The sequence below is a fragment of the Paenibacillus glycanilyticus genome, assembly GCF_030161375.1.
GTDB classification, from domain to species: Bacteria; Bacillota; Bacilli; order Paenibacillales; family Paenibacillaceae; genus Pristimantibacillus; species Pristimantibacillus glycanilyticus_B.
In genome coordinates this window covers 72,075-88,983 of sequence record NZ_BSSQ01000015.1, presented here as the reverse complement: position 1 = coordinate 88,983, position 16,909 = coordinate 72,075, and the positions used below count along the sequence as shown (strand labels likewise).

The following is a 16,909-nucleotide window of genomic DNA, read 5'->3' as shown; positions in this document are numbered from 1 at the left end:
TTTATGTCTTATTTACGGAACTAGGAGTTGATCGTTTGGAGCATCTATACCATCCTGCACAGTGGCAAGTCGTTGCCGCTGTTGTTATTTTCTTGACCACGTACGCCATCATTATTACGGAGAAAATAAACCGTACGGTGATCGCTTTGTTTGGCGCAGTCATCATGATTGTGCTTGGCGTGCTGGATATGAATTTAGCTTTTTCCGAACATATTGAATGGGAAACCATCTTCTTATTAATCGGAATGATGATTCTGGTCGGCATAACGAATAAGACCGGCGTGTTCCAATATGCCGCAGTGAAAGCAGCGCAAGCCGCTAAGGGAGATCCGGTTAAGATTTTTATCATCTTATCGTTGTTGACGGGGATTGGTTCTGCTTTCCTGGACAATGTGACCACGGTGTTGCTTATTGTTCCGATCACCTTCTCCATTACGCGGATATTGAATATTACGCCGGTACCGTTTCTGTTTGCGGAGATCCTATCCAGCAATATCGGCGGCACGGCGACGTTAATTGGCGATCCGCCCAATATTATGATCGGTTCAGCTAATGATAACTTGACGTTTAATGATTTCCTCATTCATTTGGCACCGGTTATTCTCGTTATTCTGGCCGTTACGATTTTCTTGCTTGTATGGATTTACCGGAAGAAGCTCATTGTATCCGAGGAATCCAAGAAGCAGCTTATGGCGCTTAAAGCAGAGGATAATATCAAGGATCGTAAGCTGATGACCAAATCGCTTGTTATTTTATTGCTGACGATTGTTGGTTTTGTTCTGCATTCGGTCATTGATGTTGAAGCGGCCGTTATCGCGCTTGGCGGCGCTACGCTGCTCATGATGATCGGAGTGAAAAGGGAGGATGCGGAAGCGGCGTTTGATTTCGTGGAATGGGAAACGATCTTTTTCTTTATCGGATTGTTTATGCTCGTTGGCGGCTTGATTGAGACCAATATCATCTCGGATTTGGCCAATGTAACGTTGCAGTTGACTTCGGGAGACATGACGAAGACATCTATGCTTATTTTGTGGGTATCCGGCGTTGCGTCCGCCACAATTGATAACATCCCGTATGTCGCAACGATGATCCCTCTTATTCAAGATTTGGGCGTGCAGATGAATATTACAAATCCGAATGATCTCAATCCATTATGGTGGTCTTTATCGCTTGGCGCATGTCTTGGCGGCAACGGAACGCTCATTGGCGCATCGGCCAATGTCGTTGTAGCAGGGCTGGCCATGCGTGAAGGCAAAGGCTTCAGCTACATGGATTATTTGAAGATTGGTGCTCCGCTAACTTTGGTTGCCCTTGTGATCTCAACCATATATATCTATTTTATTATACTTCCATAGGTTATTTACCCATAATTCGTTACTTCTCGAATCGCATGATGTGTGAGGCCGAAGGTCAGAATAGCTGTACGGGCTGTTCAGATGGCAGGCATGACAAAATCGAGGAGGCGGTTAGGATGGAATATTGGAGTGTGCTGCTCCGAACCGTATTCATTTACTTCGTCGTATTTCTGATCATGCGTTCTATGGGTAAAAGGGAAATAGGCAAGTTATCCGTATTTGATCTAGTCATCTCCGTCATGATTGCAGAGATTGCGGTTATTGTCATTGAAGATGTTGACCGGTCCATGTGGGAAGGCATCTTGCCGATGGTGGTTCTATTGCTGATCCAGATCGGAATTGCCTTTATTGCCCTGAAAAACCGCAAACTCAGATTATGGTTTGACGGAAAACCAAGCTTCATTATTGCCAAAGGAAAACTGAACCGGGATGTGATGCGCAAGCAGCGCTATAACCTGGATGATCTTCTGCTTCAATTAAGGGAGAACAAAATTTCTAATGTTGCCGACGTCGAGTTTGCCATCTTGGAGACGACCGGCAAATTATCGGTTATTGAGAAGGACGATATAGACGGAAGACAAGAGGAACCAAAGGCAAATACAGAGAAAGATACAGCCCCAATAGTTAAACCTGAAGTAAAGACCCCGGCGCAATTCCGGTTCGAGATGTTGCCCATTCCGCTTATTATGGACGGCAAGGTGCAAGATGAGAATTTGGCGAAGCTGGACAAAACGAGATTTTGGTTGAAAAATGTGCTGCAGGAGCAAGGTGTGTTTGATTCTAAGGAAGTGTTTCTGTGCACGATTGACCATAAAGGAAAGTTGTTTATCGATTCCGACAAAAAGCCGCGCTTCTAGCCGCAATCCCTCCTGAAGGCAGGTCGAGGAGGGATTGTCGGCAAGAAGCCGGCTTTTTTTATTTGAACCATTGCCCGAGCAGTGGGATTCTCGCCATATCGTACCGGTCAATAATCTTCATAATAACCATTAGAACCAGATAGATGATCATACTGATGAAGCAAGCGAGAATCAGATTGATCCATTCCAACGTTAACGGCTTTGTATTCATAATCCAGCTTGCCGCAGCCCCCATAATCAGCATGGCTGCTCCAACCTTTACGAAATCCATCACTTGCATATGAAAGCCTATAAAACGCAATACGCTAATACCGTGCAGAATGGTTACGAGTACAATGTTGACATTGATTGCAATTAACGCGCCGTAGATGCCAAGCTCGGGCTTGGAAGCGAGCATAGTGATGAGCATGAGCTTGACTGCCGCCCCGATGAACGTATTCATAAGCGCCGTACCGGGCTTGTTTAGCGCTTGAAGCGCCGCTTGCAAAGGCGCTTGAAGGTACACGAAAATCCCAACCGGTGCCATTAACTTCAGCATGGGCGCAATATCGGCGTGGTTGTACATGATTCGGCAGATCGGTTCGGCAAATAGCCACATCACGACGACAAACGGGGCGCCGGCGACTAGCGCAAGCCGCATCGACTGATGCATTCTTTTATGAATGGTCGCTTTATCGCCTCTTGCCGCGGCTTCGGATAAGGAGGGCACGAGAGAAGAAGCAAGCGAGAACGTTAAAGCGGTAGGAAGCAGCAGCAACGGAATAATCATGCCCTGCAGGGAACCGTATAAAGCGGTTGCCGTGCCTGTGGCGATGCCTGCTGCCGCAAGACTTCTAGCGGTAAGAATGGATTCCAGCAAATAAGACAAGGATCCGACCATTCGGCTGCCTGTAACCGGGATCGACAGGTCAAGCAAACGGCGAAGCACGGTTATGTTTTTCTCATCGGGCGAATCGTTGTGCTCATTGGCGTGCTTTAATTTGGTCCGCTCTTTAATATAAGTCCACAGCAGAACAGCTAAAGCGCCAACTTCACCAACAACTACGCCAAGCATTGCGCCTGCTGCCGCCCATTCTATCCCTCTTGGAAGCAACATGGAGGCAAACGTAAGCGACCCGATAATCCGGATCACCGTTTCAACAATTTGAGAAGTGGCGGAAGGGATCATATTTTGTTTGCCTTGGAAATATCCCCGGTAGACGGATGAAATGCCGATTATGAGCATAAGAGGCGTCATCACAAGAAAACTTTGATAAACCCTCGGATCGGTCAACACATGTTTAGTTATCCATTCGGCTAATAAGAGAAGAGCGGCGGTCATTATGACGGCTAGCACAATCGTTAATGCCATTGCGGTCCGGAAAATCTGTTTGACCCGCGACGAGTCGCCGCGAGATACCGCCTCTGCCGTCCATTTGGTAATCGCGAGCGGAATGCCCCCCGTAATAACCGTCAGCATCACGGTCAGGAACGGGTAGCTAAGCTGATACAGCCCAACGCCTTCCGCTCCGATAATCCGCGGGAGAGCAATACGCGGTACAAAACCGAGCAACCGGTTGATGATGCCGGCGGCCAACAGAATCATAGCCCCTTTTATAAATGTTTGCTTCGTCATTTGTCGCCCTCATCTCTTCAATAATCCCGCCTTCATAACCCCAAAAGACAGGAGACAGGCTTTCCGTACATCTTTATGCGCGGCATGTCCGAATCATGAGTCATTCCCTCCCGGTCATCCAAATTTATCAATTCCAAAGGTTCAGCAGGAAAAGCAACAATCAGTAGCGAATAGATAAAAGGATTGTTATCAGCATGTGGGACATTTGCAAGGCCAGGAGGAGGAGAAAGCCGTGGGAGATGAGGATTTGAACGGCGTGATCGAGCAGCTGTGCAACAGCAAAGCGGAAGAATTTCATCTCATCGGATATGAACATGTTACGGGGAAAGAAATTTGGGAATGCGTAAGCGAGAAGTATAAAAAAACCGGTCAGCCGGAGCTTCATCAAATCGTAAACGATATCTTGTCCTTAAAAGTGACAAAATTTATGAATTTTATGACGCTGAACGCTTTTCGGGGAAACCATTTCTAATGGAAGGGTTTTCTTTTTTTTGCGCGGAGTTTTACACGCAAGTACAACCTAAGTATAATAGGAATATTGAGATCTTAAGGGGGACTATGTACGTATGAACTGGAAGAGATTAACTGCCTTCCTTGCGGTCGTTGTCATCATGTTTGGCGCCATCGCTTGGACGAGCCCGGATCTGGTCAAAGGTATCCGGCTAGGTCTTGACTTGAAGGGCGGATTCGAGGTATTATATGAAGCTTCTCCGCTTGAAGGCGGCGAGAAGGTAACGCCTGAATCGCTCAAGGAAACGGCTCACAGTCTGGAACAACGGATTGACTCCACGGGAACGACTGAGCCTGAAATTACGCGCGAAGGCAATAATCGGATCCGCGTAAAAATTCCTGGCGTGCAGGATGAAACGGCAATCAGAGAAATGCTGAAAAAGCCGGTCAATCTGACCTTCCGCGGTCCGGACGGAACTGTAGAGCTTCAAGGCAATGACTTCGTACAAAATGGTGCAAAGGTTGAATTCGACCAATTGGGTAAACCAATGATCACCATTAAATTGAAAGACGCAAAGAAATTCGAAGATGTTACAACTAAGCTGACTGGCAAAACGTTATCTATTTACCTCGATGACGAACTGCTGTCCAGCCCTTCGGTCAACTATCCGATTACGGGCGGTTCGGCACAAATCTCAGGCAATTATACGCTGGATGAAGCCAATAACCTGAAAGATACGATCAACCTTGGCGCATTGCCGCTGAAGCTGACGGAAATTTATACGCAAAGCGTAGGCGCCAAACTTGGCCAGAAGTCGCTTGAAGATACTGTAGGTGCTGGCGTGATCGGTACGGTCATTATTTTGATCTTGCTGATTATCATGTTCCGGGTTCCCGGATTTGTTGCGGGAATTACCGTTATCACTTATACTTGGTTGCTTGTTGTCGTATTTGAGCTGATGGATGCGACGCTAACGCTTCCGGGTATCGCGGCCTTTGTGCTTGGTATAGGCATGGCGGTTGACGCCAACATCATTATGTATGAGCGGATCAAAGAAGAGATTCGCAGCGGCAAGAGCTTGCTGTCCTCTCTGAAGGCAGGTTCGAAGAACTCGTTCCGTACCATTATGGACGCGAACGTAACGAATATTATTTCTTGTGCTGTCTTGTACTTTATCGGCAATGGCGCGATCCGGGGCTTTGCTTTGACGATGATCTTCAGTATTCTCGTCAGTATCGTGACCAACATCTTCTTGGCACGTCTGCTGATTCACTTGCTGATCCGCAGTAACCTCTTTACTAAACCTGGCTACTACGGCGTGAAGGAGGCAGAAATCCGTGCTCTATAATACGAAGGTTCGGTTCGATTTCATTAAACACCGCAACAAGTTTTTCATGTTCTCAGCGATTTTGACGCTAGTCGGTATTTTGATGGTCAGCATCTTCCATATGAACTTCGGGGTTGACTTCAAGGCCGGTACGAATATGGATATTCTCGTAGGCAAGAAGATTACCCAGGCAGAAGCCAAAGATATTCTTGCAGGACAAGGCTATACGGATGTTACGCCTACCGTTGGCGGGACGAACGGTGACCGCGTTTCGGCTCGTTTCGACGATGTTCTTGAACAGCCGAAGGTACAAGCCATTGAGGATGCTTTCAAAGCGAAATACGGCGATAACGTATCCTCCGAGGTTAACGTCGTATCTCCGGATATGGCGCAGGAGTTGGGTGTAAAAGCGATCTATGCGGTAATTATCGCGAGCGTTGCGATCATGCTCTATGTTATGATCCGTTTTGAGTGGCGTATGGCATTGGCAGCTAACATTGCGATTTTGTATGATGCCTTTGTTGTTATCACCATGTTCTCGATCTTCCGTCTGCAGGTTGACCTTCCGTTTATCGCGGCGGTACTGACGACAATCGGTTACTCGATTAACGATAAGATTGTTATCTTTGACCGGATTCGCGAGAATCTCCGCTTTGCCAAAACGAAAAACGCCGATCAAATTGGCGATCTTGTGAACCAAAGCTTGTGGCAGACGATGGCGCGTAATATTTACACGGTACTTGCCGTTCTCATTATCGCAACCTGTCTATTCATCTTCGGCAGCGAATCGATTAAGCTGTTCGCTCTCGCTAAGATGATTGGTCTGGCCAGCGGCGCGTACTCTTCGATCTGTATCGCGGCACCGCTGTGGATGGTTATGAAAAGCAAGCAAAAGCCGTCTACAAAAGCAGCAGCTAAAAAAGCAGTATAAGTTAGGCAGAGACAGAATCTAATTTATTTGGAGGCATAGATGTCAACCGAACAACGATTTGCGGAGGCAAAGCCCGCCGTTCAGGCAGGCTTATGGGGAACTGCGGCGCTGGCGTTGTTTAAAGGCATAGTAGGCGGACTGGCGGGCAGCAAATCGTTGCTCGCCGATGCCTTCCGTACGGCGGCAGAATGTGCCGCCGCTTTTGCTTTGTCTTCGACTAAACAGAGTGGGCAGCAACGCGCGGAAGCCCTGACGAATGTTTTCCTTGCCGTATTTTTTCTTATTACCAGTCTGGAGATCGGGATTTCGGCGATTCGTTCAATCGCGGAAGGCGTGGATCAGCCGCCGCATTGGAGCGCTCTCGTAGCAGTTCTTGTTTGTCTCCTTGCGAAGGAGCTGTTCTTCTCCAACAAGGAGAGAGGTTCAAGCTTATATTGCTCGCTGGCGGCGCTTGTTGGCACCGGAGGAGCTTTGCTTGGCAAAGCGGCAGCGTTGCCGGCTCTTTATTATTTGGATCCTGCCGCTGCTATTGTCATTGCCGTTATTGTCATGGTAAGCGGATATCGTACGATTTCGGGTTTTGTTCGCAAAGATGCGCGAAAGGATTCTCCAAACGAGGATACTGAAGTTCTGATGCAGCTGATTCAGCGCGTAGAAGGAGTTATCACCGTAGAATCCATTACAGCGAAAGAACAGGGCCATTATGTCGTAGCTCATATTGTCATTAGCGTAAACCCGCGTATATCGGTATTGGAAGGCCATGAAATTGCGAAGCGGGTCAAGCAGCTGCTGCTGACGAGGTTCGGTCACGTAACAGACGTAACCATCCATGTAGAGCCTTATGATCCTGGTTATCCGTACAAGTCGAATCATGATCCGAATCAGGAGCATATGCCAACGCTTCTGCAATAGAATGGAAAGGGGTTGAACATCGGTGTGATCAAAGCAAAAACACGCTGGAATTTGGCGCCTTGGAGCAAAGAAGATGAACAGTCGGCAGAGCAGTTATCAAAGAGTTTAAGTATTCCTCCCCTTGTTGCCAAGCTGCTTGTACAGCGAGGTTACAGGGAGCAGGAGGCGGCTGAAACTTTTCTGCGCGGTGGCGAAGACCGATTGCATGATCCCTATTTATTGAAAGGAATGAAGGAAGCCGTTGCCCGGATTCAGAAGGCGGCAGAGGAGAATGAATTCATTCGGATTTATGGGGATTACGATGCGGACGGCGTGTCCAGCACGTCATTGCTCGTACATGTATTTCGCGAGTTAGGCTATTCCTTTGATTATTATATTCCGCATCGCGCTTTGGAGGGCTACGGCTTAAACAACGGTGCGATCGATTTGGCTGCCGCCGATGGCGTTCGTCTCATCGTAACGGTGGACACGGGCATCAGCGCATATGAGCAAGTGGAATATGCGAAGCAGCTTGGCATCGATATTGTCGTTACTGACCATCATGAGCCGCCTGAGCAGATTCCGGATGCGGTTGCCGTTGTAAATCCCAAACGCGAAGATTGTCCTTACCCGTTCAAAGGGTTAGCCGGCGTTGGCGTTGCTTTCAAGCTGGCTACAGCTCTGATGGGGCGCCCGCCAATGGAATGGACCGATATCGTATGCCTTGGGACGATTGCCGACATTATGCCGCTGACGGACGAGAACCGGGTGCTTGTCAGGGCAGGGCTTGCAAGGCTTAGCAATACCGATAATACCGGTTTCCGTGCATTGTCGGAAGCATGCGGCATCGAGCTTAATGATGTAACTTCCACCACGGTTGCCTTTGGCATGGCGCCGCGCATTAATGCGGCAGGCCGGCTTGATCACGCGAAACGCGCGGTTGAGCTGCTCACGACCGGAGATTATGACGAGGCGATTCGTGCCGCGTCTTCGTTAGACGTGCTAAATAAGGAAAGACAGCGGATTGTAGACGGAATCGTGAAGGAAGCGGATTTGCAGTGGCAGGGGAAAAGAGAAGCCGCTCAAGCTGCCGCAAGCGAGGAGGCTGCCGTTATCGTCTTGGCGGGTGAAGGCTGGAACGTTGGGGTAATTGGCATCGTTGCTTCTAAGATTCTGGAGCGTTATTATAAGCCGGTTATCATCCTTGGCATTGATCCGGAGAGCGGAATGTGCAAAGGCTCGGCGAGATCCATTGATGGTTATGATTTGCATGCGGCATTAACGGCATGCGATGAACTTCTCGACCATTATGGCGGCCATCAGGCAGCTGCCGGCATGAGTTTGCACCGGGACAATCTGCAAGCTTTTGAAGTGAAGCTTGGAGAGCTGGCTATGGAATGGTTGACGGAGCAGGACTGGATTCCGAAGACGGCTATCGATCTTGTATGCTCTATTGAGGATGCAAGCGTGGGCACGATTGGACAGCTTGCGCTGCTCGAGCCGTTTGGGGCAGGTAACCCGTCGCCTAGACTTCTTCTGCAGTCTGCGGAGTTATCGGACTATAGAACGATGGGCAAGGATTCAAGGCACTTGAAGCTTGCGCTGCGAAGCGGACGTACCGCGCTCGACGCCGTAGGTTTCGGACTAGGACAGTTATCTGAACAGCTTCAAACCGGTCTACCGGTTGATCTCGTCGGGGAACTGTCAATCAACGAATGGAACGGTCAGCGCAAAGCCCAGCTGCACATTCACGATCTTTATTTTGGAGGAGCGCTTGCCAGATTTCCGGAGCGGGAGCATTTCGGAAAGGTCTATCAGCTGCTTAAACGGAAGCAACGCATTCCGGTGAAGGGGCTGGAGACGTACCTGTCCGAACAATGCGGCTGGCCGGAGCAGACGATTACCGTCATGCTGGAAGTATTCCTCGAACTTGGTTTTATCGCGGTGGAAGGCAGTCATTTTGTCGTCGTTGAAGCGCCGCAAAAACGCGATCTTGGTACCTCCGAGCGGTATCAGGAGGCGAAACGCGAGGCCGACAGGCTGCGTTCGCCGTATGTTCCAAACGAAGTAATGGCATAATTGAAATGGGAAGTAGAGAAAGGATTGAACAAAGAATGAGCGACATTAATTTCAAAGATTACATCCGGGTGATCCCCGATTTTCCACAACCAGGCATCCGTTTCAAAGATATTACGACTCTTCTGAAGGACGGTAACGTATACCGCTCGGCAATCGAAGAAATCCGCAAAGCCGTTGAGCATCTTCAAATCGATATTATTGCAGGTCCTGAAGCGCGCGGGTTCGTCATTGGCGCTCCCCTTGCTACAGCGCTTGGCGTAGGTTTCGCGCCAATCCGCAAAAGCGGCAAGTTGCCTGGCGAGACGATCCAAGCAAGCTACGACCTGGAATACGGCAACGACAGCTTGGCGATGCATAAGGACGCGATTTCCCCTGGTCAACGCGTGCTTATTGCGGATGACTTGCTCGCAACGGGCGGTACGATCGCAACGTCGATGAATCTGGTCCGCCAGCTTGGCGGCGAAGTGGTTGGCGCGGCTTTCCTAATTGAGCTGTCCTACTTGACTGGCCGCGAGAAGCTGGAAGGCGTTGAAGTATTCTCGCTGGTTACCTACTAAAATATAGTTTTTTCCCGAACTGTCCTTTTCGCATGAAGCGAAAGGGACAGTTTTTTTATTTTCATACACCTGTCAATTGATGTTAGTTGGAAACGGATTCAAATTTATGGTCTCAAATGCAATCGCATACATCGGAATTCAGTGTTATGAATAATAACATGATTCGATTGAAAAGTATCATTTTTCGTTGGTCAGGCAAATAGTAACGAACCCTCATCGGCTTCTACAATAGAAGCAAGACCAATGCATGCAAATGTATGCGAATGAAGGGGGATTACGAATGGCAGAGGTCACCGCAGCCGTTGTAGAGAGACAACAAGCGCAGAAACGATCATCCAAGCTCCGCCGTTTTCTGAAGCAATGGGATTTGCAATTGATGGTCATTCCGGCGCTCCTGCTTATCTTTGTATTTAGTTACATACCGATGTACGGGGTGTTAACCGCTTTTCAGAATTACAACATTTTCAAAGGCTTTTTGGATAGTCCGTGGGTAGGTTTCAAGCATTTCGAGATGTTTTTCCATGCTCCGGAATTTGAACGGGTTATGCGCAACACGATCATCATCAGCGCATTGAAGTTGCTATTCGGTTTCCCGGCGCCAATCGTGCTTGCATTGATGCTGAATGAAGTGAAAAACATGTATTTCAAACGCGTTGTACAGACGGTCAGCTATTTGCCGCATTTTTTATCGTGGGTAATCGTGTCGGGCTTTGCGATGTCGATCCTCTCGGTTGAAAACGGAAGTTTGAACATCTTGCTCGAGTCCCTTCATCTGATTAAAGAGCCGATCAGCTTCCTGGCTATTCCGGAATATTTCTGGACCATTATCGTGACAACGGGCATCTGGAAAGAAATCGGGTTCAGCTCAATTGTCTACTTAGCCGCGATTGCCGGGATTGACCCGAACATGTACGAAGCGGCTTCGATTGACGGGGCTAGCCGGTTCAAGCAAATTTTTATGATTACAATCCCAACAATCATGCCGGTCGTTATTATTTTCCTCATTCTCGCAATCGGCAATTTGCTCAGTGCGGGCTTCGAGGATCTGCTCCTCCTTGGCGTCAATCCCGTCTTGAGGGATGTCTCCGATGTGCTCGATACGTACGTGTACCGAACCGGCATAACGGGGCAGCGCTTCTCTTACGCAACGGCGGTCGGACTGTTCAAAGCGATAATAAGCGTTGGCCTGCTTACCTTTGCCAATCTGCTGGCAAGAAGAACGGGCAACAGCTTATGGTAAATCAACGCTTTAATTCCTATCGAACTTTGCATACAAGGAGGGCCGTGCGGTTATGAGAATCAAAACCAGTTTCAGTGATAAAAGCTTGAGCATCTTTGTTTATATCTGCTTGACCGTCATCGCCTTTTTCACCTTTTATCCGTTCTGGAACGCCACGGTTATCTCGTTTAACAAAGGGATGGATACCGCGATGGGCGGCGTGACCTTCTGGCCGAGGGCCTTTACGCTCGACAATTATGAAATCGTCTTCCAAGACAAGCGCATAATTAACGGCTTCTACATTTCTATCTTGCGGACGGTAATCGGTACGGTATTTTCGATTCTGTTCACGGCTATATTCGCTTACGGAATGACCAAGCGGGAGCTGATGGGCCGGAAGTTTTATATGATCGCCTGCATCGTCACGATGTATTTCAGCGGAGGCATTATCCCGACGTTTCTGCTGATCCGGGGTTTGGGGTTGATGGATAACTTCCTTGTCTTTATTATCCCGGGACTAATTAGCGTATGGAACATGATTATATTCCGAACGTTTTTCCAAGGGCTCCCCAAAGGGCTAGAGGAATCCGCGCAAATTGACGGATGCGGTTACTGGGCAACGTTTTTCCGGATTATACTCCCGCTCTCCGGTCCGGTTATCGCGACACTCGCTTTGTTCACGGCGGTGGGCCACTGGAACGACTGGTTCTATCCTAGCCTTTATATAACGAAAGAAAAGCTTATTCCGATTCAAACGATGCTCCAGCAGATTCTGAATTCCAACATTATGAGCGAGCAATTCTCGCAGCTTGATTCCGCATCGCAAAGCAGACTAAGCTCCATGAAAAGCATAACAAGCAAATCATTGTCGATGGCTACCATGATGGTGGCGACTATTCCGATCATCCTCGTCTATCCGTTTGTGCAGAAGTATTTTGTAAAAGGCGTATTGGTCGGTTCACTGAAAGAGTAGGCGTTTAGCAAGCAATAACTATCGTTTTCATCGTGAAACGGATCACGCTTGTCTTGCAGCATGGATCGACAAATCCGCTTCCGCTGAACATAATTAAAAGCATGGGGAGAGAGGGGTAATATCAAGATGAGCAGATTGAGGAAATCGGCAACATTTGGACTTGCGGGCGCTCTTGCTATCGTAATGGCGATGACGGGGTGCTCCAGTAACGGCAACGGCGGGAATGGGACGAACAATGCACCGGCGGCTACAAACGGCGAGAAGCCGGCAGAAAGCACCGCACCATCGAACGCAACCGGAGCTACGGAGGCGTGGAAGCTTGGCAGCGAACCGCTCAATTTCTCCTTCTACGGGCATTATGACTGGTATTCGATGCCTGCTTGGGGCGGCGATGAAGCGACCAAATGGATCAAAGACAATATGAAGGTAGACATTACGCCGGTACAATCGGGCGGCAATGCCGCTCAGAAGCTGAACACCATGATTGCTTCGGGCGAACTGCCGGATGTCATATGGATGGACCGCGGCGCGGATGTGGAAAAGCTTCGTGAACCTTTTGATGATTACCTCGACAAATATCCGAACTTCAAGAAGTGGGTAGGCGAAGAGGCCATAAACATGCTCCGTTCGAAAGACGGCAAGATCTATCAGTTCCCGAACTGGTACACGTCCCAACCGAACGGCAACGCAGGATATCTCGTAAATAAGAAAATCTATGAAGAGCTTGGCAAGCCGGCTCTTGAGACGACGGATGATTTCTACAACTATTTGAAAATGGTCAAAGAGAAATATCCGAACGTTACGCCGTTTAACCCGGATCTGGCGATCGACGGCCAAGGGCTTGACGTGTTATATGCGGCGTTTGGCGAAGATTACTCGCCGGCTTATGTAGCAAATCGCGCCGTACCAAGCGGCGACAAGTTGACGTCCTTATTCCTTGATCCTGTCTTCCGCGAGTCGATGCAATTCGCAAGCAAGTTATTCCGCGAGAAGCTGATGACCCCGGATGCGCTGACTCAAACGAAGGATCAAGTGAAAGAGCAGGCATATAACGGCACGGCTGCCGTATTCGCTGGGGCAAGCCCGACGGAATACGGCGCGGTTGGCGATGCCGAGCTGAAGAAGAAGGATCCAAACGACGGTTATATGATGGTATGGCCGGTACACAAAGCCGGACTTGATAAGAACAAAATTTGGGCAGGTACTTACACGCAGCTGGGCTGGAACGTAAGCGTCATTACGAAGTCCGCCAAAGATCCGGAGAAAGTGTTTGCATTCCTTGATTACCTGACCGGGCCAGAAGGCACGCGTACATTATTCTGGGGTCCGGAAGGGATCTACTGGAAAGGTACTGACGCGGACGGTTCCCCGATCTTCACCGATGCTTATACGTCTGACGTAGAAGGCCGCACCAAAATGATGGACGCCACCGTTAACTTCCAATGGAACGGAAATACGGTCTTTATCGATACGTCCAAAATGAAATTCGAGCTTACGCTGCCCGAAGAAGAGCAATCCTGGGAAGCGCGTTGGCAGAACGCGATTACATGGAAAACGCAGAAGAACGCAACAGAGTACATTAACCTCGCGCCGGCACCGGACTCAGAGGAAGGCATAATCGCCCAATCTTTCGAAGAGCTGTACAAAGAAGCGAGAGCCAAAGCCTTGTATGCGAAGAGCGACGAAGAAGTGCTTGCCATCCTCGATAAAGCGCAAAAGGACGCGGTGGCGATCGGCTACGATAAGTTGCTTGCCTTCAAAACAACGAAGTGGCAGGAAAACGTAAATAGCATGAAAGGCAATTAACAATAGAGACGAATACTGGAGTATAATTTGGTCAAGCGGTTGCGCCGTCCCTGTCTGTCACGGGGGCGGCTCTGCCGTTTCCATTGCAGCATATCGCAACTATACTAATCTATTCCGCAGATCGGAGATGAGGCTTCCATGTACAAAGTATTAATCGCAGACGATGAAGTGCTCGATCTGGAAGGTATGCGTATGTTTATTCCGTGGACCGAGCTTGGCCTTGAGGTGGTTGCCGCCGTCAATAACGGTTTTGATGCTTATGAGGTATTGAAGGAGAAGAAAATCGATATCTTGGTGACGGATGTCCATATGCCCAGCATGTCCGGACTTGAATTGGCGCGCAAAGCGCAGGAAACGGATGGCTGCGGCGATCTGAGGGTTATTTTCGTCAGCGGCTATCAGGACTTTCATTACGTGAAGCAAGCTTTGTCACTTCGCGCCTACAGCTATGTGCTGAAGCCGATGGATGATGCGGAGCTGGTAGAAGCGCTTGTCCAGGTCAAGAAGGAGCTCGATCAGGAGACCAGGCATCTGGAAGAAGAACGCCAATGGCGAGATGCTTTCCTGAAGTCCCCAAGCGGACGAAGGCAAGCGGCGGAAGCCGTTCCGGGCGACAAGGGCAAACATACGAAGTTGATTCAGGAAATGATCGTCTATATGAAAGAACATTTGCACCGCTCCCTAACGCTTAAGGAAGTGGCTGACCGGTTTTCCTTTTCTCCGAATTATTTGGGTTCCATGTTTAAGGAAGAGACGGGAACCGGCTTTAGCGAATATGTAATCGCCATGCGAATGGAGAAGGCGGGGCAATTATTGAAGGATCCCAAGGTGAAAATCTATGAGGTGGCTGATTTGGTCGGCTACCGGTACATGCCTTATTTCAGCCGGCAATTTAAAGAGACCTTCGGCATGACGCCGATTGAATTCAGGAGACAGCACTAGATGCACACGCCTTCCATGCTTCCTCAGCAAGCACGCAAATATATGCCGTTTGGCATTAAGCTTCTTATTTCCTATATGCTCCTTATAATTGCTCCGATCTTCGCGCTTGGTTATTTCGCGAGCGAGATTATGACGGACTCGATTCGAGCGAACGCTACCAATACGTTCAAAGGCACGCTTCGGCAAATTGAAGATAACGTCATCTACAAGCTCGAAGATACAACGCGCTTATCCGATCTGCTCTATTACGATACCACGTTGTCGAAGCAGCTGCTTCATTATGAAGAAGGCTGGGTCAGCTATGAAGCGACCACCAAGCTGCTGCTGCCCAAATTCAGGCAAACGATTGAATCGACGAACCGCAGTGTATGGCTGACGGTTTATTTGCGCAATGAGACGTTGCCGGAGGTTTATTACGATAACAAGAATATCGATCCTTTGCTTGTGAAAGGGACGTTTTTTGATTTGCTTCATCTGGCAAGGATCGCAGACAAACCATGGTACCGGTCGTATCCGTCGGAAAAGTACGGCGAGACGCAGCAGTGGGAGCAGATCGAAGACGACAGCCGCTATAACCGGATATCGCTGCTTAGACGGTTGGTGGATTTGAATGATCCCGCGAATTTGGATGAGATCGGATTTATCCGGATGAGCGTATATTTGAAGGATTTATTCCAAAGCGTGGACCATAATAAGATCGGTGCGGGGAGCACTCTCTTTATTACGGACGGGACAAGGAATATATTATATTCTTCAGGAGCGACCGAGCATACCCGCGAGCAGCTTTGGGATGACGCAAACGCCGATTATTTGGTCATTCGCCAGCCTTTGCCCGGACTTAATTGGAGTCTGACGGCCATGGTTCCGTCTTCGGTTCTGGAGGAGGACACGAAAAAAGTTAAAATGCTGTCGCTAGTCATCTGCAGCGTAAGCTGCGTATTGATTATGCTGGTCGCGTATTTCGTATCCCGCACATTTTCGCGCAGGGTGCTCAAGGTCGTGTCCGTCTTGCAATCGTTCCGTCAAGGCGATTTCCAGCGCAGAATCCATTACAGCGGAAATGACGAATTTACGACGATAGCGTCTTCGTTAAATGAACTCGGCAAAAAGACGCAAAATTTAATCGAAGAAGTGTATACGACGAATTTGAAAAAGAAAGAGGCGGAACTTGAAACGCTGCAGGCTCAGATCAATCCGCACTTTTTATATAATACGTTATCCTCGATCAGCCGCTTGGCGAAGTTCGGGGAAGTGGATAAGCAGCATCAGATGGTGATGAACCTGGCGAAGTTTTACCGGTTATCGCTTAATGAAGGACAAACCATCATTCCGATTGGCAAAGAGATCGAGCAGGTACGCGCCTACATGGATATCCAGCAGATCAAATATGGCGACCGGGTGCAAATCGGCTATTTTATTTCCTCGGAAATTGTCGATCTGAATACGGTTAAGCTAATCGTCCAGCCTTTTGTTGAGAATGTTCTCGAACATGCGTGGAGAGGCGACCATATCCAGATTCGCGTGACCGGATATCTTGAAGAGAATGTGGTGCATTTACTCGTTGAAGATAACGGGAATGGCATGCCGCGCGAGGTGCTTGACAATATTTTCAGTGGTGACGGATTGCAACGCGTCGGCTATGGTATACGTAATGTACATGAAAGGATTCAGCTGTATTACGGCAAGGAGTACGGAGTTGCTATTACCAGCGAAGCGGGTGAAGGCACAACCGTTCACATCCGGATTCCGGCTGAACCTTGATAATAAGGTTAATACCGCAGGGGATAGCGTTATCCCTTGCTTTTTTTAATAGGGACATTATCTTGTAAGCGAAATTTGACGAACTAGAACGCCGTTGCAGGTTGACGCGAGAGGCCTATTTCCAGCATAATATTAAGAAAACTCG

14 protein-coding genes are annotated in these 16,909 nt (G+C 48.7%); 13 read left to right on the top strand and 1 reads right to left on the bottom strand.

The features are described 5' to 3' along the window. Nucleotides 1–35 precede the first annotated feature (35 nt). Together QQK89_RS19265 and QQK89_RS19260 are read left to right on the top strand one after the other, a co-directional pair. Complete coding sequence (locus tag QQK89_RS19265) at nt 36–1,355, top strand: ArsB/NhaD family transporter (protein WP_284240282.1); 1,320 nt, start codon at nt 36–38, stop codon at nt 1,353–1,355. Between the two features lie 116 nt (nt 1,356–1,471). After that, complete coding sequence (locus QQK89_RS19260) at nt 1,472–2,212, top strand: DUF421 domain-containing protein (protein ID WP_284240281.1); 741 nt, start codon at nt 1,472–1,474, stop codon at nt 2,210–2,212. Between the two features lie 58 nt (nt 2,213–2,270). Here the strand turns inward: QQK89_RS19260 and spoVB are convergent, their stop codons facing one another. Beyond that, nucleotides 2,271–3,827, bottom strand: a complete 1,557-nt coding sequence (gene spoVB, locus QQK89_RS19255; protein ID WP_284240280.1) for a stage V sporulation protein B — start codon at nt 3,825–3,827, stop codon at nt 2,271–2,273. Nucleotides 3,828–4,059: 232 nt separating this feature from the next. On the opposite strand from spoVB, the gene QQK89_RS19250 reads away from it, so the two are divergent. The 11 genes from QQK89_RS19250 to QQK89_RS19200 all read left to right on the top strand — a co-directional run bounded on the left by QQK89_RS19250 (nt 4,060) and on the right by QQK89_RS19200 (nt 16,764). Next, nucleotides 4,060–4,299, top strand: coding sequence for a post-transcriptional regulator (locus QQK89_RS19250; protein ID WP_284240279.1), 240 nt, complete (start codon nt 4,060–4,062; stop codon nt 4,297–4,299). A gap of 94 nt (nt 4,300–4,393) precedes the next feature. Then, nucleotides 4,394–5,626, top strand: coding sequence for a protein translocase subunit SecD (gene secD / locus QQK89_RS19245; protein ID WP_284240278.1), 1,233 nt, complete (start codon nt 4,394–4,396; stop codon nt 5,624–5,626). After that, a complete protein-coding gene (gene secF / locus QQK89_RS19240; RefSeq protein ID WP_284240277.1) occupies nt 5,616–6,536 on the top strand; it encodes a protein translocase subunit SecF in 921 nt (306 codons plus the stop codon). Before secD ends, secF begins: the two co-directional genes overlap by 11 nt. Nucleotides 6,537–6,575: 39 nt before the next feature. Next, on the top strand, nt 6,576–7,448 hold the full coding sequence (locus tag QQK89_RS19235; protein WP_284240276.1) for a cation diffusion facilitator family transporter: 873 nt from the start codon (nt 6,576–6,578) through the stop codon (nt 7,446–7,448). A 24-nt stretch (nt 7,449–7,472) separates the two neighbouring features. Next, the gene (gene recJ / locus QQK89_RS19230) at nt 7,473–9,506 is read left to right on the top strand and encodes a single-stranded-DNA-specific exonuclease RecJ (protein WP_284240275.1); all 2,034 of its coding nucleotides are present in this window, start codon (nt 7,473–7,475) and stop codon (nt 9,504–9,506) included. A 44-nt stretch (nt 9,507–9,550) separates the two neighbouring features. Then, nucleotides 9,551–10,063 (top strand): adenine phosphoribosyltransferase, encoded by a 513-nt coding sequence (locus QQK89_RS19225; RefSeq protein ID WP_284240453.1) that lies wholly within the window; start codon nt 9,551–9,553, stop codon nt 10,061–10,063. A gap of 280 nt (nt 10,064–10,343) precedes the next feature. Next, complete coding sequence (locus tag QQK89_RS19220) at nt 10,344–11,303, top strand: ABC transporter permease (RefSeq protein WP_284240274.1); 960 nt, start codon at nt 10,344–10,346, stop codon at nt 11,301–11,303. Nucleotides 11,304–11,355: 52 nt separating this feature from the next. Continuing rightward, nucleotides 11,356–12,255, top strand: coding sequence for a carbohydrate ABC transporter permease (locus tag QQK89_RS19215; RefSeq protein ID WP_284240273.1), 900 nt, complete (start codon nt 11,356–11,358; stop codon nt 12,253–12,255). Nucleotides 12,256–12,381: 126 nt separating this feature from the next. Next, entirely contained in the window at nt 12,382–14,061 is a 1,680-nt protein-coding gene (locus tag QQK89_RS19210) for an ABC transporter substrate-binding protein (protein ID WP_284240272.1), read from the top strand. Between the two features lie 138 nt (nt 14,062–14,199). Beyond that, nucleotides 14,200–15,003 carry a response regulator transcription factor gene (locus QQK89_RS19205; RefSeq protein ID WP_284240271.1) on the top strand — a complete coding sequence of 268 codons (804 nt, stop codon included), beginning with the start codon at nt 14,200–14,202 and terminating at the stop codon, nt 15,001–15,003. After that, nucleotides 15,004–16,764 carry a cache domain-containing sensor histidine kinase gene (locus tag QQK89_RS19200; RefSeq protein WP_284240270.1) on the top strand — a complete coding sequence of 587 codons (1,761 nt, stop codon included), beginning with the start codon at nt 15,004–15,006 and terminating at the stop codon, nt 16,762–16,764. Nucleotides 16,765–16,909: the final 145 nt, after the last annotated feature.